The sequence below is a fragment of the Allobosea sp. TBD101 genome (genome assembly GCF_059817965.1).
The window spans coordinates 1,609,074-1,632,383 of sequence record NZ_CM187543.1 but is presented as its reverse complement, the minus strand read 5'-3'; the positions used below and the strand labels follow the sequence as shown (position 1 = coordinate 1,632,383).

The window sequence follows — 23,310 nt, the reverse complement described above, 5'->3', positions numbered from 1 at the left end:
GACTATCAATTTAGGTGTCGCACACGCCCTTGCCAAGGGAAAGCAATGTCGTGGCGGCACTATGACGCCGAAGGGTGAACGCCGCGTCTGCGGGGCCCCTCCGCTTGCACCGACAGGACGCCGTCGCAGCCAAGCGACAGAACGCAGCCGGACAGGGTTCGGCGCAGAGCCAAGCCGGCGCGCGCCGCCTGCATCAGCGCCGCCCCACAGGTTTCAAGCCGCTCCAGCCGGCCGTGACCATCGCCACCCGGAGCGACCGCGTCGAGCGCCAGGGCCAGAACGCGCAGCGCGATCTCCTCCGGTTCCGGGACCAACGCGACATAGCGCAGGCGCAGGCCACCTCCCGCGCCCTCGGCCGGCAAGGCGATCCTCGCCAGCACGTCCTGGGCCTGTCGCGCCGCAGCCTCGTCCAGTCGCGCCATCCGCTCCGCCAACCGCGCGAGCCGCTCCGCCGTCAGCCCCATTTCCGACAGAACCGGTGTCGCCTGGCGCCAACGCACCCGCTCGAAGCGTGAATCGCCATTGCTGGGATCGCACATGAAAGGCAGTGCGCGCGCTTCTGCCGTCGCGACGAGCCTTGCCTTCGGGATGCCGAGCAGTGGTCTGGCCAGGGGCACCCCGTTGACCTCGCTCCGCCCCCGCATCCCGGCAAGCCCCGACGGCCCCGAGCCATGGGCAAGCCGCATCAGCATCGTCTCGGCCTGGTCGTCGAGCGTATGGGCCGTCACCAGCGTCGCGCCGCCGAGCCGCCGGGCCTCGTTCGCCAGAAGCATATAGCGGGCGCGGCGCGCCTGCGCCTGCACGCCACTGGCCGGCTTCAGCCCCTCCCAGCGCAGGGTCGCATGGCCGACGCCGAGTTTCGCGCAGAGCGCCGCAACCGCAGCAGCCTCTCCGGCCGATTCCAGGCGCAGGCCGTGATCGACCGTCGCGGCGTGGAGAGCCGGGCGCCCCGGCACCTGGGCCCAGATGGCCAGAAGCGCCAGCAACGCCACCGAATCCGGCCCGCCGGAGACTCCCACAAGCAGGGCCGTCTCATGCGACAGCCCCTCAAAAGCGACGCCGGCCTCGGCGAGCGAGACCGGCGCGGAATGCGTTGCGATCGGAGCCGCGCTCAAGCGCAGCCGGAGCGGCGACGCTCGCGGGCGATGCCCTGGCGCACGGAATTGGAGGCGGACGGATAGTCGACGCCGACCTTGGCATAGGTGGCGCAGGCCTGCTCCTTGGCGCCTAGTCCGTTGAGGGACATCCCGAGCTTGAGCAGGCTGTCCGGCGCCTTGGTGGCCTTCGGTGATTCCCGCGAGATCTTCAGGAACTGCTCGGCCGCCTCGCGATAGCGCTGGCGCTGGAGATAGCTCTCGCCCAGCCAATAAGTCGCGTCCACGGCCTGCCGATCGCGCGGATAGCTCTGCAGGAACTGGCGGAAGCCCATCTCGGCCTGCTCGTATTCCTTGCGCTGGAGCGAAGCGAAGGCGAGATCATAAGCCTCCTTGGCGCTCTGCGGGCCGCTGGCGGCGGCGACGCTCGCGCCGCGTGGCCTGTCCTGCGGCAGCCCGCCCTGAGGCACAGGACGCCCGACGCCCTGAAGATCGAGCGGCTGGCCCGTGGCCGGGCCGGCGGCATAATCGTCCTCGATGATGCCCGCGATCGCGCCGCCGCCGCCGAGCTGCTGCGGAGCGCCGGCCGCGCCATGCTGCGTCGTCGGGTCGAAGGCATCGCTGCGCCGCTGCCGCTGCGGCGCCCCGCCGGAGGGCGGCGCGCCCGACGGGCCGGGCGCAGCCGTATTCGGGCGCCCACCGCCGCCCTTCTCGTTCAGGCGGAAATCGACATCCTCCTGGAACTTGCGGAGCTGCTCGGAGAGCCGCCGATTCTCGAACTGGAGCTGCTCGATCTGGCCGGACATCTGGCGCAGCTGATTCTCCAGCCGCGTCGTGCGGACCAGCAGATCGGCCGCATCCTGCGCCGTGGCCGGCACAACGCCGCCGGCAAGCGCAGCGGAGAGCACCAGAGCAGCCAGTCCCGGACGGGAGAGGTGGCGGGCTAGGAGAGAACGAAGCATCGTTGAAACCGGTTTCCGTACATGTCGCGCGCTGTCTCTATACCATCAGCTCACCACGGCCAAAATATGAACGTTTTCATGGCCGGTGCGTCCGCAGGGCGCGTCGCCTCCATCACAAAAAGACCTCTGGCGCTTTGCCCGCGGCTTCCCTAAATAAGCAGAGCGGGGCTGCCTGGTGCGTGCGAGACAGCATTCCCCGGGCCCATACGACTCCCCAGGGAGCTGTCCCTGTCCGGATCCCTTGGAACCGGACACACGGCGCCCACCTACTCTGTAGGTGTCCCGGGATTCAAAACTCCACGGCCGAGGTGGCTCCGCAACCCTCATGACCACACCCGACACCGACGCTCCGCCCTCCCCGCGCAAGGCGATGCTCCGCGCGGAAGCGCTCGCCCGCCGCGATGCGCTCGATCTCGACGACCGGCTGGAATGGGATGCGGAGATCGCCGCGCACGCGCTCGCCCTCCCTGTCTGGAAAGGCAGCACCGGCCCGGTCTCGGCCTATTGGCCGATGCGCTCGGAGGCCGACCCCCGCCCGATCCTGGAAGCCCTGCACGAGCGCGGCCTGCCGCTCTGCCTGCCCGCGATCGTCGACAGACGCATGCTCTTCCGGCGCTGGGCGCCTTACGAGCCGATCGTGCCCGGCGGCTTCAGCACGCTCGTTCCCGCACCCGGCCAGCCGGAGCTGAACCCCGCAATCCTCCTCGTCCCGCTCGCCGCCTTCGACCGGCGCGGCTACCGCATCGGCTACGGCAAGGGCTATTACGACCGCGCCCTCTCCGAGCTCGGCCCGACGCTGAGCATCGGCATCGGCTATGCCGCGCAGGAGATCGACGTGGTCCCCGACGAACCCCATGACCAGCGCCTCGACTGGATCGTGACCGAGCGCGAAATCCTTCGCTGCGGTTGATTCCTTCGCGCCTTCGCGCGGAAGTTCTTCGTTGCGGTTGATTCCCGCGCGCCTTCGCGCGAGGGAGAAAGCCTTCGTGGTTTTCAGGTCAGTTTCATGCGCCTTCTCTTCCTCGGTGACATCGTCGGCCGTCCCGGCCGCATTGCGGTTCAGGAGCGGCTGCCCGCCTTGCGCGAGGCCTGGAAGCTCGACTGCGTCATCATCAACGGCGAGAACTCGGCCGGTGGTTTTGGCATCACCGAGGCGATCTGCGACGAGATCCTCGCCGCCGGTGCTGATGTCGTGACGCTCGGCAATCATTCCTGGGACCAGCGCGAGGCGCTCGTCTTCATCACCCGGCAGGACCGCCTGATCCGCCCGGCCAATTATCCACCCGGCACGCCCGGCCGCGGCGCCACCGTGATCGAGGCCCGCAACGGCGCCCGCGTCCTGGTCGTCAACGTCATGGGCCGCCTGTTCATGGACCCGCTCGACGATCCCTTTGCGGCGGTCGAGCGCGAACTCTCAGCCTGCCCGCTTGGCGAGGTCGCCGATGCCGTCATTGTCGACGTCCACGCCGAAGCGACCAGCGAGAAGCAAGCCATGGGCTATTTCCTCGACGGCCGCGCCAGCCTCGTCGTCGGCACGCACACCCATGCGCCGACCTCGGACACGCGCATCCTGCCCGGCGGCACCGCCTACCAGTCCGATGCCGGCATGTGTGGCGACTACGATTCCGTCCTCGGCATGCAGAAGGACGAGCCGGTGAGGCGTTTCCTGCAGAAGGTTCCGGGCGCAAGGCTGGAGCCGGCGACCGGCGAAGGCACGCTCTCCGGCGTCGCGGTCGATATCGACGATGCGACCGGTCTGGCCAGGGCGGTCTGGGCCGTGCGCGTAGGCCCGCATCTCAGCCAGGCCGTGCCCGACTGGGCGGCCTGAAGCTGATCGGCTCAGGCTGAGCGGGACTGCTGGATCAGCGCCTCGAAAGCCTCACTCATGCTGGCAGCCTGCCTCGGCAGCGTGCTGGCCACGTTGACGACGTCCGCAACCGCGTTTCCGGCGTCCTGCACGCGCACACTCAGCTGGCCGATAGCCTCAGCGTTGACTTGGGTCCCGATGGCTGCCTGTTCGGCGCTGCGGGCGATTTCCTGCGTGGCCGCACGCTGCTGGTCGATGCTTGCGGCGACCGTTGCCGCAATGCCGTTCACCTGGCTGACGAAACCGACGATCCGCTCCAGCGCAGCCACGGCCTCGCTCGTCGCCGCCTGCATGGCCGGAACCTGTACGGCGATCTCCCCTGTCGCCTGCGCCGTGCGCGCGGCGAGTTGCTTCACCTCCGTCGCGACAATGGCGAAACCGCGGCCTGCCTCACCGGCGCGCGCGGCCTCGATCGTTGCATTGAGCGCAAGCAGATTGGTCTGGTTCGCGATCATCTGGATAAGTTCGACGACCGAACCGATCGTGGCGGCCGAGCGGGATAGGCTCTGGACGATCGCGTCTGTCTGCTGGGCCGCGAGATCGGCCTCGGAAGCCAATTTCGAGGCGCGGACAACCTCCGATGCGACATGGTCCAGCGAGTGCGACAGCTCGCCAGTCGCCGCCGCGACATTGTTGACGTTACTGGAGGCATCATCCGCTGTCCTGACCGCTTGGGCAGCCTGCGCGCTGGTTTGGCCAACCACCGCTTCCATCGTCGTGGCCAAGCTTTCGACTTTAACCGCGCCGAGGCCGACCGCGCCGACCACCTCGCGCACAGCCCCCTCGAAGGATTCGATTTGGCGGCGGGTCGCCTCCTGGCTGCTCTGCTGAACGAGCGCGTAGGTCTCCAATATCAACTCGAGATCGAGCTGAACCGCCTTGGTCAGGGCCGCGCGTGTCGCGATCCGCGTACCGAGCCGGCCGCGGCGCCAACGCCCCGCAAGACTGCTCAATGTATCCTGGTCGAGCCCGAGTTCGGCGAACAGGGCGCTGGATACGATCGTGTGGCAGATCACGACGGCATAGATCGGAACGCCGTGCTTGTGGAAAGCGGTCGCCAGATTGTGCGCCGATTCCGTGAAACCTTCGCCGAGATCGCCCGAAGCGAGACGGATCCAATGGGCCAGCCGCTGCTCGTGCACCTCCGGCCTGCGCAGCGCCAGCGCGATCTCCGGCCAGGGTGCGAATTGCTCGTGCAGTTCGGGCAGCAGCGACGGCAGGCGTTGATGCGCGAACCCGGCGTGGCTGGCAAGTAAGGCAAGATCGCGTTCAGCGATCTGGAAGGCGCGAAAGCGATGTTCCTGCCCGGCGATCGTTCTGGTCTTCAAATCATCACTCGGGCCGTGGCAGCCTTCATCGCATCACGCTGCAAGCCTCCTTTCTCAAGGTAAAGAATCACCTAACGCAGTGATCGGTGGGCGCTCTGCGCCGCTTGCCTGCTGGCAAAGCCCGCGCCTATAAGGCCGTTTCGCCGGGCAGCCGACAGCCCCTGGCAAATGAAACAACAAGCGCAGAAGGCAGCGGGACCCCATGGCCGGCCATTCACAGTTCAAGAACATCATGCACCGCAAGGGCAAGCAGGATGCGGTGCGCTCCAAGCTGTTCTCGAAACTGGCCCGCGAAATCACCGTCGCCGCCAAGCTGGGCATGCCCGACATCAACATGAACCCGCGCCTGCGCATGGCGGTGCTCGCCGCGCGTGCCGAGAACATGCCGAAGGACAACATCCAGCGCGCCATCAACAAAGCGGCCGGCGGCGAGGGCGACAACTATGACGAGGTCCGCTACGAGGGCTACGGCCCGGGCGGCGCCGCCGTCATCGTCGAGGCGCTGACCGACAACCGCAACCGCACCGCCTCCGCCGTGCGCTCCTACTTCACCAAGTCGGGCGGCGCGATGGGCGAGAGCAACTCGGTCTCCTTCATGTTCAACCGCGTCGGCGAGGTCAGCTATCCGCCGGAGGCCGGCGACGCCGACAAGGTGATGGAAGCTGCGATCGAGGCCGGTGCCGACGACGTGATCTCGGACGAGAACGGCCACACCATCCTCTGCGCCTTCGACGCGCTGAACGAGGTCTCGAAGGCGCTGGAAGCCGCGCTCGGCGCCCCCGCCTCGGCGAAGCCCGTCTGGCGCCCGACCACGACCGCCCCGCTCGACGAGGAGAAGGCCGCCTCGATGATGCGTTTGATGGAAGCGCTCGACAATGACGACGACGTCCAGAACGTCTTCGCCAATTTCGAGATCGCCGACGACATCATGGCGAAGCTCAGCGCCTGATCTGAAGCCAGCGCCTTCTGCATCATGGCCGGGCTCGTCCCGGCCATTTGCGTCTTTGCAGCCTCGATATGGCGTTGAGCGCGCGGATGCCCGCAAGGTCTCCTACCGCCCGATTACGACGTCCCACAGCGGCAGGCTGATCACTGCGCTCAGGAAGATCACCAGATAGGCCCCGCGCCGGAACGTCTCCTCCGACGCCAGCCGGAAGCCATGCGTCCCGACCCAGAGCCCGACGCCGTAGATCGCGAAGAGCGGCACCGCCATCATCAGGGCGCCGCCGGTCAGGATGCCCTTCCACCACAGCACTGTGCCGCTGATCAGTGTCGAGACGCCAAAGAAGGCCTGCATGTTGGCCCGCGTCTTGTGCCGGTCGTTGCGCTGCGCACCGAGCCAAAACACCGCGAGCGGCATACCGCCGATCGAGGCCATGCCGTTGAACAATCCCGACAAAGCGCCCACCCCGAGCGAGAGCGGAATCGTCGGGCGCCCATGGTAGCGCCAGCCTGACGCCATCAGCGCCACCGCGGTCAGCACGAGCAGGGCGAGCACCCAGCGCATCGTCTCGCGATCGAGCCAGATCAAGAGCCAGATGCCGGCCGGCAGGGCGAGCGTCGCGGTCAGCAGCAGCGGCAGGATTTCGCGCCATTCCGCCGTTTTGGCACTGCGCGCCGCGATCGGCAGCGCGAAGGGCAGATCGATGAACCAGATCAGGCCGAGCGCCGCGACCGGCCCGAGCACGACCGAAGCCAGCGGCATGAACACCATGGCGAAGCCGAAGCCGGTGAAGCCGCGCACGAGCCCGCCCAATAGCGTCGCGGCCAGCAGGATGGCGATGCCATCGGCGCTGACGCCCGGCATGAAGGAAGACAGGATCGAGGACATGGAGCCGGCACAAGGAGAAAAGCGAGGCGGACCATGCCCGCGGGCCGACAGCAAGAACAACTTTCCTTTTTGATGTCATCGATCAGGGGAATTCATCCCGCCCCGTCCCATCGCCCGTCTCGGCGCGGGACAAATCCGAAACATCCGCTAGGTTGAGCCCGTCATGGCACCTCCGATTCGCATCCTCGGCATTGATCCCGGCCTCCGGAAAACCGGCTGGGGCATCGTGATTTCGGAAGGGAGCAAGCTCTCCTTCGTCGCCTGCGGCTGCATCGAGAGCGACGGCGCCCTGTCGCTCGGCCAGCGCCTGCGGCAATTGCATGAAGGCCTGAACAAGGTCCTCGCTGCGCATCGCCCGCATGAGGCCGCCGTCGAGGAGACCTTCATCAACCGCGATCCGCAATCGGCGCTGAAGCTCGGCCAGGCCCGCGGCATCGCGCTGGTCGTCCCCGCCCTCGCGGGGCTCGATGTCGCGGAATATGCCGCCAACCTCGTCAAGAAGACCGTGGTCGGCGTCGGCCATGCCGACAAGAAGCAGGTCCAAGCGATGATCCGCGTGCTGCTGCCCAAGGCCGAGACCTCCTCGGCCGATGCGGCGGACGCGCTCGCTGTCGCGATCTGCCATGCCCAGCATCGCGGCATGAAGGCGCTGGTCGCGCAGATGAAGGCATCATGAGCCCCACGCTTCCGCTCGATATTTTTCGCGACACTCCCTCACGCGGGTCATCCCGGACGGAGCGAAGCAAAGACCCGGGATCCATTCCGGAACCTCGCCGAGACATGTTCCGGAATGGATCCCGGGTCTCCCTCCGGTCGCCCGGGATGACCCGTGGAGAAAATCGATGATCGGCAAGCTCAAGGGCCTGATCGATTCCTATGGCGAGGACCACGTCATCATCGACGTGCAGGGCGTCGGCTATGTCGTGCAGTGCTCGGCCCGCACGCTCCAGCGCCTGCCCCAGCCCGGCGAGGCGGCCGCGCTCTCGATCGAGACCCATGTCCGCGAGGATGCGATCCGCCTCTACGGCTTCATGTCCGACAATGAGCGTGACTGGTTCCGCCTGATGCAGGTCGTGCAGGGCGTCGGCGCCAAGGTCGCGCTCGCGATCCTCTCGACGCTCGATCCGGGTGGGCTCGCCACCGCCATCGCCACCAACGACAAGGCCGCCATCGCCCGCGCGCCCGGCGTCGGCCCCAAGCTGGCGCAACGCCTCTGCGCCGAGCTCAAGGACAAGGCTCCGGCCTTCGGCCATATCGATCCAGGCGTCGCCCAGCTCGCAGGCGCGCTCGAAGACCGGAAGCTGCCACAGCCGATCGCCGATGCCGTGTCGGCGCTCGCCAATCTCGGCTATCCTCAGGCGCAGGCTGTGGCCGCCGTGGCGGCTGCCGCCAAGGCCGCCGGCGATGGTGCCGGCACGGCCCAACTCATCAAGCTGGGCCTGAAGGAACTGGCGAAGTGAGCCAAGCGCCCGACGAGCTTCAATTGCGCGTCGTCACCGACAAGACCGAGCTTTGCCGCATCATGCTGGCGAGCTGGGGCTCGCATAGCATGATGATCGACCTGCACGTCTACGACGTAGCGGAGATCGATGCGCTCGGCCTGTTCGAGCCCTCCGGCAAGACGGCGGCGCTGGCAAGCTGGACCGTGCGCGGCGACAGCGCCTATCTCTGCGCGCTCCACTCGCTGAAGCCGGGCGAAGGCATCGCGATCCGGATGCTCGACGCCGTCATCTACGCGGCGCGCAAGGCTGGTGCCAAAAAGCTCAAGGCCATGCTGACCAATGACAACATGCCCGGCATGACCTTCTACCAGCGCCGCGGCTTCCGCCTCTCGGGGCTTTATCTCGAGGCGATCGACCACTATCGCTCGGTCGAGCCTGATATCATCAAGACAGGGTACAAGGACATTCCGATCCACGACGCCATCGAGCTGGAGATCGCGCTGTGAGCGAACCCAAACGCTCCGGCCTGATGACGGCCGACAAGCGCGATGACGACAGCGAAACCTCGCTGCGTCCGCTGTCGCTGTCCGATTTCACCGGCCAAGCGGCGGCACGGGCGAATCTTCAGGTCTTCATCAACGCCGCCAAGAGCCGTGGCGACGCGCTCGACCATGTCCTCTTCGTCGGCCCGCCCGGCCTCGGCAAGACGACGCTGGCGCAGATCGTCTCGCGCGAGCTCGGCGTCAATTTCCGCTCGACCTCGGGCCCGGTCATCGCCAAGGCCGGCGACCTCGCCGCGCAGCTCACCAATCTCGAAGAGCGCGATGTGCTCTTCATCGACGAGATCCACCGCCTCAACCCGGCGGTCGAGGAAATCCTCTATCCGGCGATGGAGGACTATCAGCTCGACCTGATCATCGGCGAAGGTCCCGCCGCCCGCTCGGTCAAGATCGACCTGCCCAAGTTCACGCTGGTCGGCGCCACCACCCGCGCCGGCCTGCTGACCACGCCCTTGCGCGACCGCTTCGGCATCCCGATCCGTCTGCAATTCTACACGGTCGAGGAATTGCAGGGCATCGTCGCGCGCGGCGCCCGCGTGCTCGGCGTGCCGATGTCCGACGACGGCGCCAACGAGATCGCCAAGCGCTCCCGCGGCACGCCCCGTATCGCCGGGCGCCTGCTCCGGCGCGTGCGCGACTTCGCCATCGTCGACGGCGACCCCATCGTCACCCGCAAGGTCGCCGACAAGGCGCTCTCGCTGCTTGATGTCGACGCTATCGGCCTCGACCAGATGGACCGGCGCTATCTCACCACCGTCGCGATCAATTTCGGCGGCGGCCCGGTCGGGATCGAGACCATCGCCGCCTCGCTCTCCGAGCCGCGCGATGCGATCGAGGAGATCATCGAGCCCTTCCTGCTTCAGCAGGGCTTCATCCAGCGCACGCCGCGCGGGCGCCTGCTGACGCCGCACGCCTTCCGCCATCTCGGCATGCCCGAGCCCTCACGCGAGACGGCGCAGTTCGGGCTGTTCGGCGGCGACGAGGATGAGAGCTGAGGCCCGGTTTCGGGCGGGGGCACAGACTCGGACGCAACAACGAGCACAATGCCTTGCGAGGATGCCGGATCGGTGCCGTTCTGCGGCCTGTCCGGATCATGACGATTGAAATCGTTCGTATTCCCGGTCAAATGGAAGATGCACGGCTAACCATCCGTGCCTGATCAGCCAGATCAGCGCTTCGGAGACCGAGAATGTCCTTAAGCCGCCTCGCCGGCCCGGCCGCGCTGGCATTCCTTCTCGCGGCGGCCTCCGCGCATGCCGGCGACAAGACCCCGGCAGGCACCGTGATGGATGCCTATGCCGTTACGCGCAAGACGCTTGCCTCCTCAGGCCCGCCACCCTGGCGCCCGCCGCATCGCGACAAGCTGATGAGCAAGGGCTTAGCCGCACTCTTCGCCCGCGACGATCTCTATCAGGACGAGGCCGGCGAGATCGGCCATATCGGCGCCGATCCCTTCATCAACGGCCAGGACGGCGAGGTGAAGCTCCTCAAGGTCAACGTCGTCGAGGAGCCCGAGAACGGCCGGGCCCTGGTCAACGCCAGCTTCCGCAGCTTCAAGCAGCAGGTCACCGTGCGTTTCCGCATGATCGAGGAAGGCGGCGGTTGGCGCATCGACGACATCATCAACCGCTTCGAGGGCAAGGACTATTCGGTCCGCGACATGCTGTCCCAGCCCTATGACTGCGGCTCCTTCATGAACAAGCCCTGCAAGCGCTGAGCGCGGGCAGGGCCGAGCGCGCCGCTAGGACTGGCGCGCCATCTTCGAGCGCATCATCGCCGGCCGCGCCCCCGCATCGTTCAGTGCGCCTGATTTCGCGGCCTTCGGATTCTCGACCGGCCGCATGCCCTTGCTGGCCGTGCGGCTGGCAGGCCGCTCTGCCGCGAGCTGGCGCTGCTTGAGGGCGAGCGCCTTGCGGGCGAGGCTGCGCTGGCTTGGCAGCTTCGCCTTCTCCTCCCGCCGCGTGCGCTCGGCACCGACACGCTTCAGCGCCGCCGTCAGCGCGTCGGCCTTCGCCTTGGTGCCGGTGTTGTCGGTTGCGGGCTTGGCCCCCTTCGGCTCGGCCTTGCCGCGCATCTCGCGCTTCTGGCGACGAGCGCCGTCGCGGGCCTTGTCGCGGCGCTCACGCAGCTTGCTAGCCAGATCGCGCAACGCGTCGTCCGGAAGAGCCCCGATCGCGCTGCGATGGGTGCTGGCGACGAGATCGGCCTCGGCCTTGTCGAGCAGCCGCGCGGTCGCCTTGCTGGATTGCGCCATGGACAGATCCTCCCTTGCTGTGATCACGCAACGGGCAACGCTCTTCCCGCAAAGCGGTTCCAGCCTTTCCGAAGCCGCATCACCTGGTCTATGGCAGCCGCAGCCATTCTGAACCGCTCCGGAGCGCCATGAGCAGGGTCCATCGCCTCGAGGTCCGCGTCTACTACGAGGACACCGATTTTTCCGGCGTCGTCTATCACGCCTCCTATCTGCGCTTCATGGAGCGCGGCCGCACGGAATTGATCCGCGCGCTCGGCATCGAGCAGCGCGAGCTCTTCGATGGTGAGACGGCGCTGGGATTCGCCGTGCGCAAGATGACCATCGATTTCCTGCGGCCCGCCGTGATGGACGACCTGCTCACGATCGAGACCCGCTCGATCGCCGCCCGGGGCGCCACCATGGACCTCGAACAGCGCGTGCTGCGCGGCGAGGAGGTGCTGATTACCGCACAGGTCATGGTCGCCTGCGTCGGCGGCGGCCGCGCCCGGCGCATCCCGGACGGCCTGCGCAAGCGCCTGATGCTCGACGACTGACAGTCGACGCAGCCCCACCCGCATGTTAGCGCTCCTTACATGAGCTGGAAGCGCGACCGCCCCGAGACACCCCGCGGCTATCACCATGGCAACCTCAAGGAGGAGCTGCTGCGGGCCGCGCTCGGGCTGATCCGCGAGAAGGGGCCGAACGGTTTCACCTTCGCCGAGGCCGCGCGCATGGCCGGCGTCAGCCCTGCCGCCCCCTATCGCCATTTCCGCGACCGCGACGAGCTTCTGGCCGATGTTGCGGCCCGCGGCTTCCAGGCCTTCGAGACGGCCCTGTCGCGCGCCTGGGATCAGGGGCGGCCCGATCCGGAGGTCGCCTTTCACCGGCTTGGGCGCGCCTATCTCGCCTTCGCCCATGACGAGCCCGCCTATTACTCCGCGATGTTCGAGGCCGGCGTACCGCTCGACGCCAGCGCGGAGCTGCGCACGGCTGCCGACAGCGCCTTCGCCTGCCTGCGCCAGGCTTCCGAGGCGCTGATCGCGCAACTGCCGCAAGGCAAGCGCCCCCCGGCCTTGATGATGGCCCTGCATATCTGGGCGATGTCGCATGGCATCGCCGCCCTGTTCGGCCGCGCCGATGGCGGTCGCCGCCCCCTGCCGATGTCGGCCTCCGACCTGCTGGAAGCCGGGACGCTGATCTACCTTCAGGGCCTCGGCATCGGCCGCAACGGCCCCTCCAAGCCCGACTGATTCATTTCTGCGCGCCCGCTTCTTGACAAGCGGCAGGGTCAGGCGCATCTATGTAAATGTGATTTACATTCACGTTCACGGATGGTGAGGGAGCAATGCCGATCGTCGAGAAGCTGGACGAATATGGAAAGGGTGCCTGGATCGCCTTTGCGGTTCTCGGCTTCATCCTGTTCTGGCCCCTGGGTCTGGCGACCCTGGCCTTTCTTTTCTGGAGTGGACGCATGGGTTGTGGATATGCCGGAGACCGGTACGAGCACCGGATGAGCCGCCTTCAGGGCAAGATGGATCGGCTGCGCGAGCGCATGGGTGGCCGCGAAGGCGGCTTCGGCGGCTGGGGCCGCGGCGGCCCCTCCAGCGGCAACCGCGCCTTCGACGAGTATCGCTCGGAGACGCTGCGCCGGCTCGAGGACGAGCAGCGCGAGTTCCACGACTTCCTGGGCCGCCTGCGCATGGCCCGCGACAAGGCCGAGTTCGATCAGTTCATGACCGAGCGCCGCAACAACCCGCCGGCCAACACCCCGGCCCAGCCCGACGCGGCCTGAACCGTCGGATCGATCAGAACAGGCCCGCCCCTAGCCGGGGCGGGCTTTGTCTTGTCTGGCGGGCACAGCGTCGCGCGGCAACCGGATCGCCCGCTACGAAGCAGCCGGCCGTTCCAGTACCGCGAGCAGCTCGCGATAGGTCGGCGCCAGGGCTCGCAGGTGAGCGGCTGCCGTCGCATCATCCCGGGCGACCAGCGGATATTGCAGGGCGCCGATCAGGCGCGCCTGGCGCCCCATGATCCCGGCAGCGGCATCGAGCCCGATCCGCGTCAGGCAACGCGCGGCATCGGCGGCCCGGCGCGCACCGACGCGCACCGCGAAATGGATGAGATGACCCCTGAGGTCGTCGTCGCAGCCGGCCGCGACGCGTTCCGCCAGAGCCAGGGCGGCCGCTTCGTTGCCGAGCGTCCCCGGCGGCGGCTGCAGGTCCCCGTCCATGGCGAGCCAGCGAATGGCCGCGGGAAGCGCCCGCCGGATCGCCTCCTCCTCCGGCACGATCTCAACGCGCCGGAACCCCGTGCGCATCGTGAAGGCCTCGCCGTAATCGACCGTCTCGCCGCGCCACGCTGCCACGAAATCGGCGAGCGGCAGCGTCGCATGCGGATAGCCTTGCGGATCGTGCATCTCGATCATGTCGCCGCTCAGCGCGAGCACGACGACATAGTGGTCGGCGCCGATCGCCCCGCGCATGCCCGGCTGATGGCGCAGATGCCCCATTTCAACGGGCCCGATCCAGACCGGCCCCGCGGCGAGAGCATCCGCAAGTCGCGCGAGTGCCGTTTCCTCGCTGCCCCCGTATGCCACGGTGGAGGCCCAGCCCATGGCGGCGAGCGCACCCTCGAAACCCGCTTCCGGGGTCCAACCATAGGGATCGAAGAATGGCAGCGCGCCGCCATGCAATTGCATGCCGAAAGGACTTCCCGTCGCGAACTCTATGACGGCGGGAGGTAGCGAAGCCTCGCCAAACATCATCGAAAATGAATTGGCGTAACAATAGGGCCCGGAGCCCACATACGAAAAATAACTCATGATTTTCGACTGGCCTTCACGTCTCGAAGGCATGCACAGATCTGCAAATTGAAATTTTCTGTCAAGCGCTCTGTTTTCACGTGAGGCTTCCGGCGCACCGTCTGTCGTTTCGCAGCGCTTTGAGCGAACGGCACCGCCAGCCTGGGCCCGCATCCCCGGCCTCCCGAAACTTCCCACCCGCCCGGTCCGCCGTATACCCGACATTAACCTTGCCGGATGCTTAACTCCTTTCGGAGCATGCGTTCCGTGGGAAACCCCGTTTCGGCCCATCTTTCGCCGGATTCACGCGCGATTGGAGGGATACGGCATTTCCCCGGATCGCGGATCGGGCGGCGGCGTGGGCTTCCCGCGACGCAAGCGGCGGGGTTTGGGCCGGGGCTGGAGCCTTGAAGCGTCCAGCATCGGCCGTACCGCCTGGGTGAGAAGGATGACAGGATGAACCCCGCCGACGTCGCGCAGGCCGCGCCGCAGATCGACATGTCGTTCTGGACGCTGTTCTGGCACGCCCACATCGTCGTCAAGCTGGTCATGATGGGCCTGCTGGCCGCTTCGGTCTGGTGCTGGTCGATCATCGTCGACAAGACCCTGCTGTATCGCCGCACGCGCAAGGACATGGACGCCTTCGAGGAGATTTTCTGGTCCGGCCGCTCGCTCGAGGAGCTCTATCGCGACCTCGCCAGCAAGCCGGTCAACGACATGGCCGCCGTCTTCGTCGCCGCGATGCGCGAGTGGAAGCGCTCCTTCGAGAATGGCGGGCGCTCGGTCGCCAGCCTCCCCCAGCGCATCGACAAGGTGCTCGACGTCACCATCCAGCGCGAAACGGAGCGGCTGGAATCGGGGCTGCTCGTGCTCTCGACCATCGCCTCGGCGGCCCCCTTCATCGGCCTGTTCGGCACGGTCTGGGGCATCATGACCTCGTTCACCGCCATCGCGGTCTCCAAGAATTCCTCGCTCGCGGTCGTCGCGCCCGGCATTGCCGAAGCGCTCTTCGCCACGGCGATCGGCCTCTTCGCCGCTATCCCTGCGCTGATGGCCTACAACAAGCTCCAGGCCGAGGTCGCCAAGGCTCAAGGGCGCCTCGAAGCCTTCGCCGACGAGTTCTCCGCGATCCTGTCGCGGCAGATCGACGAACGCATGGCGGCGTGAGGGCCTGACCGATGGGTATGTCAGCCGCTTCGGGCGCAAAGGGCGGTTCCGGCCGCCGGGGTCGGCGCGGGCGCCGCCACGGCGCCATCGCCGAGATCAACATGACGCCGTTCATCGACGTCATGCTGGTGTTGCTCATCATCTTCATGGTCGCCGCGCCGCTGATCGCGACCGGCGTCCCGCTCGACCTGCCGCAGACCGGCGCCAAGCCGATCAATGTCGATCAGAAGCCGCTGACCATCGCCATCGACGCCAAGGGCCAGATCTTCCTGCAGGACGAGCCGACGCTCGAGCCCGACCTCGTCACCAAGCTCCAGAGCCTGGCCAAGCAGGGTTTCGACGAGCGCATCTATGTTCGCGGCGACAAGCAGGTCGATTACGGCCGCGTCGCCTCGGTGATGTCGACCATCACCGCCGCCGGCTTCAAGCGGGTCGCGCTCGTCACCGAGCCGAGCCGCTGAGAGCTGAGAATTAGAGAGTAAGGGCGTTAAGGGCGTGAAGCTTTCGACCTCCGAACCTGGCATGCTGGTGTCGGCGCTGGGCCACGCGACGTTCCTCGTCGCGGGGTTGCTGGCGTTCTCGTCGCCTGCGCCTTTGCCGGAGAACGAGGAGGCGATCGCCGTCGAGGTGATCGACCCCAGTGCGCTGAATCAGGTGACGCGCGGCGAGCGCAGCGCCGAGAAGGTCCAGGCCCAGCCGACCCCGCGCGCCGAGCGCCAGTCCGAAAAGGTCGAGCGCAAGGAAGCGGGCGAGGCCAAGGCCGACGCTCCGGCTCCGCCCTCGCGCCCGCTCGAATTGAAAACCGCCGAGAACAACGCCGCGACGCCCCCGCCGCCGGCCCGCCCGGTCGAACAGCCGAAGCCCGAGGCCAAGCCGCCGGAGCCCGCCAAGCAGCCGCCGCAGAAAAGCGAAGCCGCCGCCGCCCGAGAGGCCGAGCAGAAGCGCGAGGAGCTGGCCAAGCTCGCAGAGGAGGCCGAGCTCGCCTCCAAGGCGAAGCAGGCCGAGGAGGAGGCGAAGGCCGCCGCCAAGGCCAAGGCGGAAGCCGAGGCCCAGGCCGCCAAGCGCGCCGCCGATGCGAAGGCCAAGGCCGAGGCGCTCGCCAAGGCGGAAGCAGACAAGGCCGCGAAGGAAAAGGCGGAGGCTGCCGCCAAGGCGAAGGCCGAGGCCGTTGAGAAGGCCAAGATCGCCGCCGAGGCGAAGGCCAAGCAGGAGGCCGAGGCCAAGGCGAAGAAGGAGGCGGAGATCGCCAAGAACTTCAACGCCAGCGATATCGCCAAGCTGCTCCAGTCCAAGGAGAAGGCGCAGTCCTCGGGCTCCTCGGCGCCGCAGGTCAACCGCACGGCCTCGCTGGGGACCGAGCGCGGCACCTCGCAGAAGCTCAGCCCCTCGCTCCGGTCTCAGCTCATCGGCATCATCCAGGAACAGCTCCTGAAGTGCTGGAACGTGCCGATCGCGCTCGCCAATGCCCATGGCAGCGGCAATGTCGTGCCGTCCGTGCGGATGAAGCTCAACACCGACGGCTCGCTCATCGGCCAGCCCGGCGTGATCAATTCGTCCTCGGACCCGCTCTTCCGGGTCGCCGCCGATTCGGCGCTGACCGCCACCCGCCGCTGCGCGCCCTTGCGCATCCCGGCTCAATTCGCCTCCTATTACGACGACTGGCGCGATGTCGTCGTCAATTTCGACGCCAGGGACGTCATGTGACCCCGATGATCGACAGAAGCCCCCTCCCCTTCCTCGCGACAGCGCCGACGCGCCGCCGCCTCCTCGCCACTGCCGGCGCGGCGCTGCTGCTGCCCACGGCCGCCAAAGCCGAGCTCGTCATCAACCTGACCGGCGGGGCGTTCCAGCCGATGCCGATCGCCGTCGCCGATTTCGGCGGCGAAGGCGGCGTGCTCGTCTCCGGCGTCATCACCAACAACCTGAAGCGCTGCGGCTACTTCACCCCCGTCGACAAGGGCCGCTTCCCGGAAGCGAACCCGCCCTTCGATGCGGCGCCGCGCTTCGACGCCTGGAAGGCGGCGGGCGTGCAGGCCCTCGTCACCGGCCGCGTCGCGCGCGAAGCCGGCCGCATCCGCGCCGAGTTCCGGCTCTGGGACGTCGCGACCGGCACCCAGACCGACGGCCAGCAGTATTTCACCGACCCGAGCAATGCCCGCCGCGTCGGCCATATCATCTCGGACGCGATCTTCTCGAAGGTCACCGGTCTCGGCGGCTTCTTCGACACCCGCGTCGTCTTCGTCGATGAATCCGGCCCGAAGGAGACGCGCCGCAAGCGCCTCGCCATCATGGACCAGGACGGCGCCAATGTGCGCTACCTCACCACTGGCGACACCTCCGTGGTGACGCCGCGCTATTCGCCGGTCTCGCAGGACGTGACCTTCATGACCCAGCGCCTGGGCGAGCAGCCCCGCGTGCAGGTCCTGAACATCGAGACCGGCCAGCGCCAGATCGTCGGCAACTTCCCCGACATGAGCTCGAGCCCGCGCTTCGCGCCCAACGGCCAGCGCGTCGTGCTCTCGCTCCAGCAGGGCGGCAACGCCAATCTCTACGCCATCGATATCGGCTCGCGCTCGACCACGCGCCTGACCTCGACGGCGGCGATCGACACCTCGCCTTCCTACGCGCCCGACGGCTCCCGCATCGTCTTCGAGAGCGACCGTGGCGGCCAGCAGCAGCTTTATGTGATGCCGGCCGGCGGCGGCGAGGGCCAGCGCATCTCCTTCGGCCAGGGCCGCTATTCGCAGCCCTCCTGGTCGCCGCGCGGCGACCTCATCGCCTTCACCCGCCAGGGCGGCGGCGGCTTCGCCATCGGCGTGATGCGGCCGGACGGCTCGGGCGAGCGTATCCTGACCGAGGGCTTCCATAACGAAGCCCCGAACTGGGCGCCGAACGGCCAGTACATCATGTTCTTCCGCGATCCCGGCGGCCAGTCCGGCGGCAAGCTCTACATGGTCGACATCACCGGCCGCGTCGAAGTGCCTGTGCCGACCCCGGCCTTCGCTTCCGATCCGACCTGGTCGCCTTTGCTCAGCGGTCAGCGCTGAGGCGAGCCGGTTTTCCTCGGAACCACGCCGTCATCCCGGGCTTGCCCCGGGATCCATCGTAGAGCGCCGAGCCCTATGATGGATCCCGGATCTCCGCTTCGCTCCGTCCGGGATGACGTAAAAAAGCCGCCGGCAACTCCAGGCGGCTTTTCTGTTGCAGTCCCACCAGCTCAATCGCGGTAGACCGGCTCCTCGACGTCGAGCTGACGCCGGATCGAGGCGAGATGCAGGCGGGCCGATTCCGGATCGCCCTCGCGCATCTGGCGATAGGCCGCCTCGGCGATCTCGGGCTTCACCGGCTTGACCTGCCGCCCCGTCGAGAGCGCCAGCGCCTGCACCTCGCAGGCCCGTTCCAGATAGTAGAGATCGTCCCAGGCCTCGGCGATGTTCGGCCCGAGTACCATGACGCCGTGATGCTTCATGAAGACGATATCGGCATCGCCGACCGCAGCCGCGATACGGTCGCCCTCGCGCTCGTCCAGAGCCAGCCCGTTATAATCGCGGTCGACCGCGGTGCGACCGTAGAACTTGAGCGCTGTCTGCCCAGCGAAGATCAGCGGATCGCCCTCGGTCATCGAGAGCGCCGTCGCGTAGGGCATATGCGTATGGAACGCGACCTTGGCGCGCGGGATGTTCTTGTGAATCCGGGCGTGGATGTAGAAGGCCGTCGCTTCCGGCTGGCCCTCGCCGGAGACGACATTGCCGTGGAAGTCGCAGACCAGCAGCTTCGACGCCGTCAGCTCGCGGAAGGCCCAGCCATAGGGATTGACGATGAAGAGGTCGTCATGACCCGGCACCAGCGCCGAGAAGTGATTGCAGATCCCCTCCTCGAAGCCATAGCGCGCCGCCATGCGAAAGGTCGCGGCAAGATCACGGCGCGCCTCCCAGACGATATCGGAATCGAGATCAGGCTGGTTGGGACCACGAAGCGGCGTCACGCTCGCGGCGCCGGACTTGAGGGGATGAGCCATCGCGATCTCCGGTCGAAGGGGAAGACGGAAACGAAGCAAGTATCGAGCCGATGCTCGGGAACGATAAAGCCCTTCCGGCGAAACAGGCGCTGCAATTGCCCGGGCGATCTGCAAGCTTCTTTCACGGGTGAGTGCAGATGTGTCCGCCGCACCACAATCCCTCCCGGAATCGCCTTTCGCCATAATTGGTTAACCATAAGCCGCAATGCCGCCACTTCGCCCTGATTTGGCAAGGTCTCGTTTAGGTTGACACTTCATTGATGAGGCACTGCGAAGCCTTCCTCGAAGTGCCCAGCCACATAATTCGATTGCCCGGAGTCCAGCCATGTTGACCACACTCGTTTCCGGCGGCCGAGCCGTCCGCTTTGCCGCCGCCATCGCCGCCACCCTCGCCCTCGGCGCCTGCGCCAAGGACCAGAACGCCGACGGTTCGGGCTTCGGCGCCGGCGGCGCCGCGACGCCGGGCAGCGCGCAGGACTTCGTCGTCAATGTTGGCGACCGCGTCTTCTTCGAGACCGATTCGACCGACCTGACCTCGACCGCGACCGCGACCCTCGACAAGCAGGCCAGCTGGCTGCAGCGCTACCCGCGCTACACCTTCACCGTCGAAGGCCATGCCGACGAGCGCGGCACCCGCGAGTACAACTACTCGCTCGGCGCCCGCCGTGGTCAGACCGTGCGCGACTACCTCGCCTCGCGCGGCATCGCAGCCAACCGCATGCGCACCATCTCCTACGGCAAGGAGCGCCCGGTCGCGGTCTGCAACGACATCTCCTGCTGGTCGCAGAACCGCCGCTCCGTCACGGTGCTGGACGGCGCCGGCGGCGCGCCCGGCGTCTGATCTGAACACATAGACGAAGAAAAGGCCCCGGATGTCTCCATCCGGGGCCTTTTTCATGCCTGGACTGCGATCATCCCACCGCGGTCGGGATCAGACTGCGTGCCACGCCCTCGATCCGCTCGGCCGCCGCGACCAGCGCTTCCGCCGCGCGGTCCTCGACCTCGCTGAGGCGCTCGTCGGCAGCGCCGGCATTGCCCTGCGTCGCCGCGAGATCGGTTTCCAGCTTCGCCAGCCGCTGCTTCAGTTCATGGACCTCGTCGGCCACCATCAGCGCCGCCATGACATGCAGGCGCATGTCACCGATCTCGCCGAAGGCCTGCCGCATTTCGCCGATCTTCTCGTCATAGAACCGGGCGAGCCCTTCGAGATGGCCCTCCTCGCCCTCCCCGCAGGCCATGCGATAGGCCTTCCCGGAAATCATGACGTTGACTTGCGGCATTCGAGCTCCAGTCCTTGTCTAGCTTTGGCTTGCCTCGGGCTCCGGCGGCTGCTGCGCCTCGACACGGGCGATCACTGCGCCGACGACGTTCATCGCCCGCTCCAGCCGCTGGTCGACATCGGCCGCAGCCGTCTCGACCTGGCCCAGACGCGACATCGCGCCATCGAGCTCGGCCGCCAGCCGTGCCCGGTCGTCCTGCATCAGGGCGAGTTCGGTTTCGAGGTTGCCACGTCCACGCTCAGCCTCGACCCGCCGCCGCGCCGCCGCCTCCAGCTGCCCCAGCGCCGTATCGAGACGGGCCAAAGCATTGTCCAGCATCAGGCTCGCCACCGTCGCTCTCCTTTCAGATCGAAGCCGGCTCACACGATTCGTGCCACAATTTACAGCAAAGCGCCGGAAAACAGGAATCGCTCTCGCGGCTTGTAAACACGTCCTTGCAACGGCTTGTCGGGCGGGGCTGAGGCGTCACCTGCGGAAAACCGACCAAAAGCGTTGCCTGCGACCCCGAAAGCAGGGTTTGGCGAATTGACTCGTAGGGAGGGCCGGGCCTAATCCACCCCGTCCTTTCCAAGCCTGCCGCAAGCGGCGGCAACACTGCCTTCCCCCCTCGCCGGCCCGCTGTCGCGCAGGCCGGCCCGGTCCTCCCGCCCGCCTGACGGAGCCCTGTGAGATCATCATGACCACCATCGACCGCGCCCAGCACGACAAGCTCGCCAACGCCATCCGCGGCCTGGCGATGGACGGCGTCGAGAAGGCCAAGTCCGGCCATCCCGGCCTGCCGATGGGCGCCGCCGACATCGCCGCCGTGCTGTTTACCCGCGTGATGAAGTATGACGCCACCGATCCGCGCTGGCCGGACCGCGACCGCTTCGTGCTCTCTGCCGGCCACGGCTCGATGCTGCTCTACGCCCTGCTCTATCTCACCGGCGCGCCGGGCATGCAGCTGGACGATCTCAAGGCCTTCCGCCAGCTCGAATCGAAGACCCCCGGCCATCCCGAGAACTTCATGACCGCCGGCGTCGAGACCACCACCGGCCCGCTCGGCCAGGGTCTGGCCACCGCCGTCGGCATGGCGATGGCCGAGCGCATGCTCGCCGCCGAGTTCGGCAAGAAGGTCGTCGACCACCACACCTATGTGCTGGCGTCCGACGGCGACCTGATGGAAGGCATCAGCCAGGAGGCCATCGCGCTCGCCGGCCACCAGAAGCTCAACAAGCTGATCGTGCTCTGGGACGATAACGGCATCTCGATCGACGGCCCGCTCTCGATCACCGACAATGTCGACCAGGTCGCGCGCTTCAAGGCCTGCGGCTGGCGCTCCGAGCGCGTCGACGGCCATGATCCCGAGGCGATCGAGGCCGCGATCAACCGCGCCCGTAAGTCGAACAAGCCGACCATGATCGCCTGCAAGACCGTGATTGGCTTCGGCGCGCCGAAGAAGGCCGGCACCTCCAAGGCCCATGGCGAGCCGCTCGGCGCCGAGGAACTCGCTGCCGCCAAGCAGAAGCTCGGCATCACCGGCGGCGCCTTCGAGGTCGCGGCCGACGTGCTCAAGGCCTGGCGCGGCTTCGGTGCCGCAGGCGCCGCCGCCCACAAGGACTGGAGCGAGCGCTTCGCCACCCTCTCCGAGCGCAAGCGCGGCGAGTTCGACCGCCGCCTCGCCCTTGGCGTCCCGGCCAAGCTCGACAAGGCGATCCTCGCCCACAAGAAGGCGCTGATCGCCGCGCCGCAGGCCGTCGCCACCCGCAAGGCCTCGGAAATGGCTCTCGAAGCCATCACCCCGATCATGCCGGAGCTGGTGATGGGCTCGGCCGACCTGACCCCATCCAACAACACCCGCACCAAGGCCGCCGAGGACTTCACCCCGAAGACCCCCAAGGGCCGCTATGTCCGCTACGGCATCCGCGAGCACGGCATGGCCGCCGCGATGAACGGCATCACGCTGCATGGCGGCTTCCGCACCGGCGGCGGCACCTTCCTGGTCTTCGCCGACTATGCCCGTCCCTCGATGCGCCTCGCCGCGCTGATGAGCCTGCCGGTCGTCTATGTCATGACCCATGACTCGATCGGCCTCGGCGAGGACGGCCCGACCCACCAGCCGGTCGAGCAGGTCGCCAGCTTGCGCGCCATGCCGAACATGCGCGTCTTCCGCCCGGCCGACACGATCGAGACGGCCGAAGCCTGGCAGGCGGCGCTGGAGCGCACCGACGGCCCGACCGTGCTCGCACTCTCGCGCCAGAACCTGCCGCAGCTGCGCACCGACGCCACCGCGAAGAACCGCTCGGCGGCCGGCGCCTACGAGCTGCTGGCGGCCGAGGGCGGCAAGGCCCAGGTCTCGCTCTTCGCCTCGGGCTCCGAGGTCGAGCTCGCGGTCGCCGCGCGCAAGCTGCTCGCCGAGAAGGGCGTCCGCGCCCGCGTCGTGTCCGTGCCCTCGCTCGAGCTCTTCCTTGAGCAGGACGAGGCCACGCAGGCTGCAGTCGTCGGCTCCGCCCCGGTCAAGATCGCGGTCGAGGCCGGTGTCCGCTTCGGCTGGGATGCCGTGATCGGCCATGACGGCACCTTCATCGGCATGAACTCCTTCGGCGCCAGCGGCCCCTACAAGGAGGTCTACAAGCATTTCGGCATCACGGCGGAGGCCATCGCCGACGCCGCGATGAAGAAGCACAACGCCTGAGCGCCTGTTTGCCGCAGGCAGGGCTGATTTTCCCGAAAGACATCTTGCGTTCGG

General features: G+C 67.5%; 26 protein-coding genes and 1 other RNA gene. 18 read left to right on the top strand and 9 right to left on the bottom strand.

Going from position 1 to position 23,310, the window contains the following annotated elements; all coding sequences use genetic code 11:
- Positions 1 to 59: 59 nt before the first annotated feature.
- Positions 60 to 1,115: a tRNA lysidine(34) synthetase TilS gene (gene tilS / locus AC6RIC_RS07675; protein ID WP_499735708.1), complete on the bottom strand. Its 1,056-nt coding sequence runs from the start codon at positions 1,113 to 1,115 to the stop codon at positions 60 to 62.
- On the bottom strand, positions 1,112 to 2,056 hold the full coding sequence (gene ybgF, locus AC6RIC_RS07670) for a tol-pal system protein YbgF (RefSeq protein ID WP_499735707.1): 945 nt from the start codon (positions 2,054 to 2,056) through the stop codon (positions 1,112 to 1,114). Before ybgF ends, tilS begins: the two co-directional genes overlap by 4 nt.
- A gap of 162 nt (positions 2,057 to 2,218) precedes the next feature.
- Here ybgF and ssrS point away from each other — a divergent pair.
- From ssrS to AC6RIC_RS07655, 3 genes are all read left to right on the top strand, one after another.
- Positions 2,219 to 2,375: non-coding RNA, 6S RNA (ssrS, locus tag AC6RIC_RS07665), on the top strand.
- Between the two features lie 6 nt (positions 2,376 to 2,381).
- Positions 2,382 to 2,966, top strand: a complete 585-nt coding sequence (locus tag AC6RIC_RS07660) for a 5-formyltetrahydrofolate cyclo-ligase (protein WP_499735706.1) — start codon at positions 2,382 to 2,384, stop codon at positions 2,964 to 2,966.
- Between the two features lie 96 nt (positions 2,967 to 3,062).
- Positions 3,063 to 3,884 (top strand): TIGR00282 family metallophosphoesterase, encoded by an 822-nt coding sequence (locus tag AC6RIC_RS07655; RefSeq protein WP_499735705.1) that lies wholly within the window; start codon positions 3,063 to 3,065, stop codon positions 3,882 to 3,884.
- Between the two features lie 11 nt (positions 3,885 to 3,895).
- On the opposite strand, the gene AC6RIC_RS07650 is transcribed toward AC6RIC_RS07655, so the two are convergent.
- Positions 3,896 to 5,251: a methyl-accepting chemotaxis protein gene (locus AC6RIC_RS07650; RefSeq protein WP_499735704.1), complete on the bottom strand. Its 1,356-nt coding sequence runs from the start codon at positions 5,249 to 5,251 to the stop codon at positions 3,896 to 3,898.
- Positions 5,252 to 5,453: 202 nt separating this feature from the next.
- Here AC6RIC_RS07650 and AC6RIC_RS07645 point away from each other — a divergent pair, with 202 nt between their 5' ends.
- On the top strand, positions 5,454 to 6,200 hold the full coding sequence (locus tag AC6RIC_RS07645; RefSeq protein WP_499735703.1) for a YebC/PmpR family DNA-binding transcriptional regulator: 747 nt from the start codon (positions 5,454 to 5,456) through the stop codon (positions 6,198 to 6,200).
- 102 nt (positions 6,201 to 6,302) lie between these two features.
- On the opposite strand, the gene AC6RIC_RS07640 is transcribed toward AC6RIC_RS07645, so the two are convergent.
- Positions 6,303 to 7,082 (bottom strand): TSUP family transporter, encoded by a 780-nt coding sequence (locus AC6RIC_RS07640; protein ID WP_499735702.1) that lies wholly within the window; start codon positions 7,080 to 7,082, stop codon positions 6,303 to 6,305.
- Between the two features lie 163 nt (positions 7,083 to 7,245).
- On the opposite strand from AC6RIC_RS07640, the gene ruvC reads away from it, so the two are divergent.
- From ruvC to AC6RIC_RS07615, 5 genes are all read left to right on the top strand, one after another.
- A complete protein-coding gene (gene ruvC, locus AC6RIC_RS07635) occupies positions 7,246 to 7,758 on the top strand; it encodes a crossover junction endodeoxyribonuclease RuvC (RefSeq protein ID WP_454655787.1) in 513 nt (170 codons plus the stop codon).
- A gap of 166 nt (positions 7,759 to 7,924) precedes the next feature.
- Positions 7,925 to 8,542 (top strand): Holliday junction branch migration protein RuvA, encoded by a 618-nt coding sequence (gene ruvA, locus AC6RIC_RS07630; protein ID WP_091857051.1) that lies wholly within the window; start codon positions 7,925 to 7,927, stop codon positions 8,540 to 8,542.
- A complete protein-coding gene (locus AC6RIC_RS07625; RefSeq protein ID WP_454655785.1) occupies positions 8,539 to 9,030 on the top strand; it encodes a GNAT family N-acetyltransferase in 492 nt (163 codons plus the stop codon). Before ruvA ends, AC6RIC_RS07625 begins: the two co-directional genes overlap by 4 nt.
- 23 nt (positions 9,031 to 9,053) lie before the next feature.
- On the top strand, positions 9,054 to 10,079 hold the full coding sequence (ruvB, locus tag AC6RIC_RS07620; RefSeq protein WP_454658952.1) for a Holliday junction branch migration DNA helicase RuvB: 1,026 nt from the start codon (positions 9,054 to 9,056) through the stop codon (positions 10,077 to 10,079).
- Between the two features lie 194 nt (positions 10,080 to 10,273).
- Positions 10,274 to 10,801 (top strand): DUF3828 domain-containing protein, encoded by a 528-nt coding sequence (locus AC6RIC_RS07615; protein ID WP_454655784.1) that lies wholly within the window; start codon positions 10,274 to 10,276, stop codon positions 10,799 to 10,801.
- A gap of 24 nt (positions 10,802 to 10,825) precedes the next feature.
- Here AC6RIC_RS07615 and AC6RIC_RS07610 read toward each other — a convergent pair whose 3' ends face one another.
- Positions 10,826 to 11,338, bottom strand: coding sequence for a hypothetical protein (locus AC6RIC_RS07610; protein WP_488847531.1), 513 nt, complete (start codon positions 11,336 to 11,338; stop codon positions 10,826 to 10,828).
- Positions 11,339 to 11,466: 128 nt separating this feature from the next.
- Between AC6RIC_RS07610 and ybgC the strand changes: the two genes are divergently transcribed.
- From ybgC to AC6RIC_RS07595, 3 genes are all read left to right on the top strand, one after another.
- The gene (gene ybgC / locus AC6RIC_RS07605) at positions 11,467 to 11,871 is read left to right on the top strand and encodes a tol-pal system-associated acyl-CoA thioesterase (RefSeq protein WP_499735701.1); all 405 of its coding nucleotides are present in this window, start codon (positions 11,467 to 11,469) and stop codon (positions 11,869 to 11,871) included.
- Positions 11,872 to 11,910: 39 nt separating this feature from the next.
- Positions 11,911 to 12,567, top strand: coding sequence for a TetR/AcrR family transcriptional regulator (locus AC6RIC_RS07600; RefSeq protein ID WP_454655781.1), 657 nt, complete (start codon positions 11,911 to 11,913; stop codon positions 12,565 to 12,567).
- A 95-nt stretch (positions 12,568 to 12,662) separates the two neighbouring features.
- Positions 12,663 to 13,109, top strand: coding sequence for a DUF2852 domain-containing protein (locus AC6RIC_RS07595; RefSeq protein WP_454655780.1), 447 nt, complete (start codon positions 12,663 to 12,665; stop codon positions 13,107 to 13,109).
- Between the two features lie 93 nt (positions 13,110 to 13,202).
- Here AC6RIC_RS07595 and AC6RIC_RS07590 read toward each other — a convergent pair whose 3' ends face one another.
- On the bottom strand, positions 13,203 to 14,138 hold the full coding sequence (locus AC6RIC_RS07590) for a YobF C-terminal domain-containing protein (RefSeq protein ID WP_499736569.1): 936 nt from the start codon (positions 14,136 to 14,138) through the stop codon (positions 13,203 to 13,205).
- Between the two features lie 435 nt (positions 14,139 to 14,573).
- Between AC6RIC_RS07590 and tolQ the strand changes: the two genes are divergently transcribed.
- Genes tolQ through tolB form a run of 4 tightly spaced genes read left to right on the top strand, consistent with a single transcriptional unit; the run spans position 14,574 to position 18,331 of the window.
- Positions 14,574 to 15,284: a protein TolQ gene (gene tolQ / locus AC6RIC_RS07585; RefSeq protein ID WP_454655778.1), complete on the top strand. Its 711-nt coding sequence runs from the start codon at positions 14,574 to 14,576 to the stop codon at positions 15,282 to 15,284.
- 17 nt (positions 15,285 to 15,301) lie between these two features.
- A complete protein-coding gene (gene tolR, locus AC6RIC_RS07580; RefSeq protein ID WP_454658951.1) occupies positions 15,302 to 15,745 on the top strand; it encodes a protein TolR in 444 nt (147 codons plus the stop codon).
- Positions 15,746 to 15,779: 34 nt separating this feature from the next.
- Positions 15,780 to 16,988 (top strand): cell envelope integrity protein TolA, encoded by a 1,209-nt coding sequence (gene tolA / locus AC6RIC_RS07575; protein WP_499735700.1) that lies wholly within the window; start codon positions 15,780 to 15,782, stop codon positions 16,986 to 16,988.
- Positions 16,989 to 16,993: 5 nt separating this feature from the next.
- Positions 16,994 to 18,331 (top strand): Tol-Pal system beta propeller repeat protein TolB, encoded by a 1,338-nt coding sequence (gene tolB, locus AC6RIC_RS07570; protein ID WP_454655776.1) that lies wholly within the window; start codon positions 16,994 to 16,996, stop codon positions 18,329 to 18,331.
- Positions 18,332 to 18,501: 170 nt separating this feature from the next.
- On the opposite strand, the gene AC6RIC_RS07565 is transcribed toward tolB, so the two are convergent.
- A complete protein-coding gene (locus AC6RIC_RS07565; protein WP_499735699.1) occupies positions 18,502 to 19,302 on the bottom strand; it encodes an aldolase in 801 nt (266 codons plus the stop codon).
- Between the two features lie 325 nt (positions 19,303 to 19,627).
- Here AC6RIC_RS07565 and pal point away from each other — a divergent pair, with 325 nt between their 5' ends.
- Positions 19,628 to 20,143: a peptidoglycan-associated lipoprotein Pal gene (gene pal, locus AC6RIC_RS07560; protein ID WP_454655774.1), complete on the top strand. Its 516-nt coding sequence runs from the start codon at positions 19,628 to 19,630 to the stop codon at positions 20,141 to 20,143.
- A gap of 70 nt (positions 20,144 to 20,213) precedes the next feature.
- Here the strand turns inward: pal and AC6RIC_RS07555 are convergent, their stop codons facing one another.
- Both AC6RIC_RS07555 and AC6RIC_RS07550 read right to left on the bottom strand, forming a co-directional pair.
- Positions 20,214 to 20,582, bottom strand: coding sequence for a cell division protein ZapA (locus AC6RIC_RS07555; protein ID WP_454655773.1), 369 nt, complete (start codon positions 20,580 to 20,582; stop codon positions 20,214 to 20,216).
- 18 nt (positions 20,583 to 20,600) lie between these two features.
- Entirely contained in the window at positions 20,601 to 20,912 is a 312-nt protein-coding gene (locus AC6RIC_RS07550) for a DUF4164 family protein (RefSeq protein WP_454655772.1), read from the bottom strand.
- A gap of 346 nt (positions 20,913 to 21,258) precedes the next feature.
- Here AC6RIC_RS07550 and tkt point away from each other — a divergent pair, with 346 nt between their 5' ends.
- Complete coding sequence (gene tkt / locus AC6RIC_RS07545; RefSeq protein ID WP_499735698.1) at positions 21,259 to 23,256, top strand: transketolase; 1,998 nt, start codon at positions 21,259 to 21,261, stop codon at positions 23,254 to 23,256.
- Positions 23,257 to 23,310: the final 54 nt, after the last annotated feature.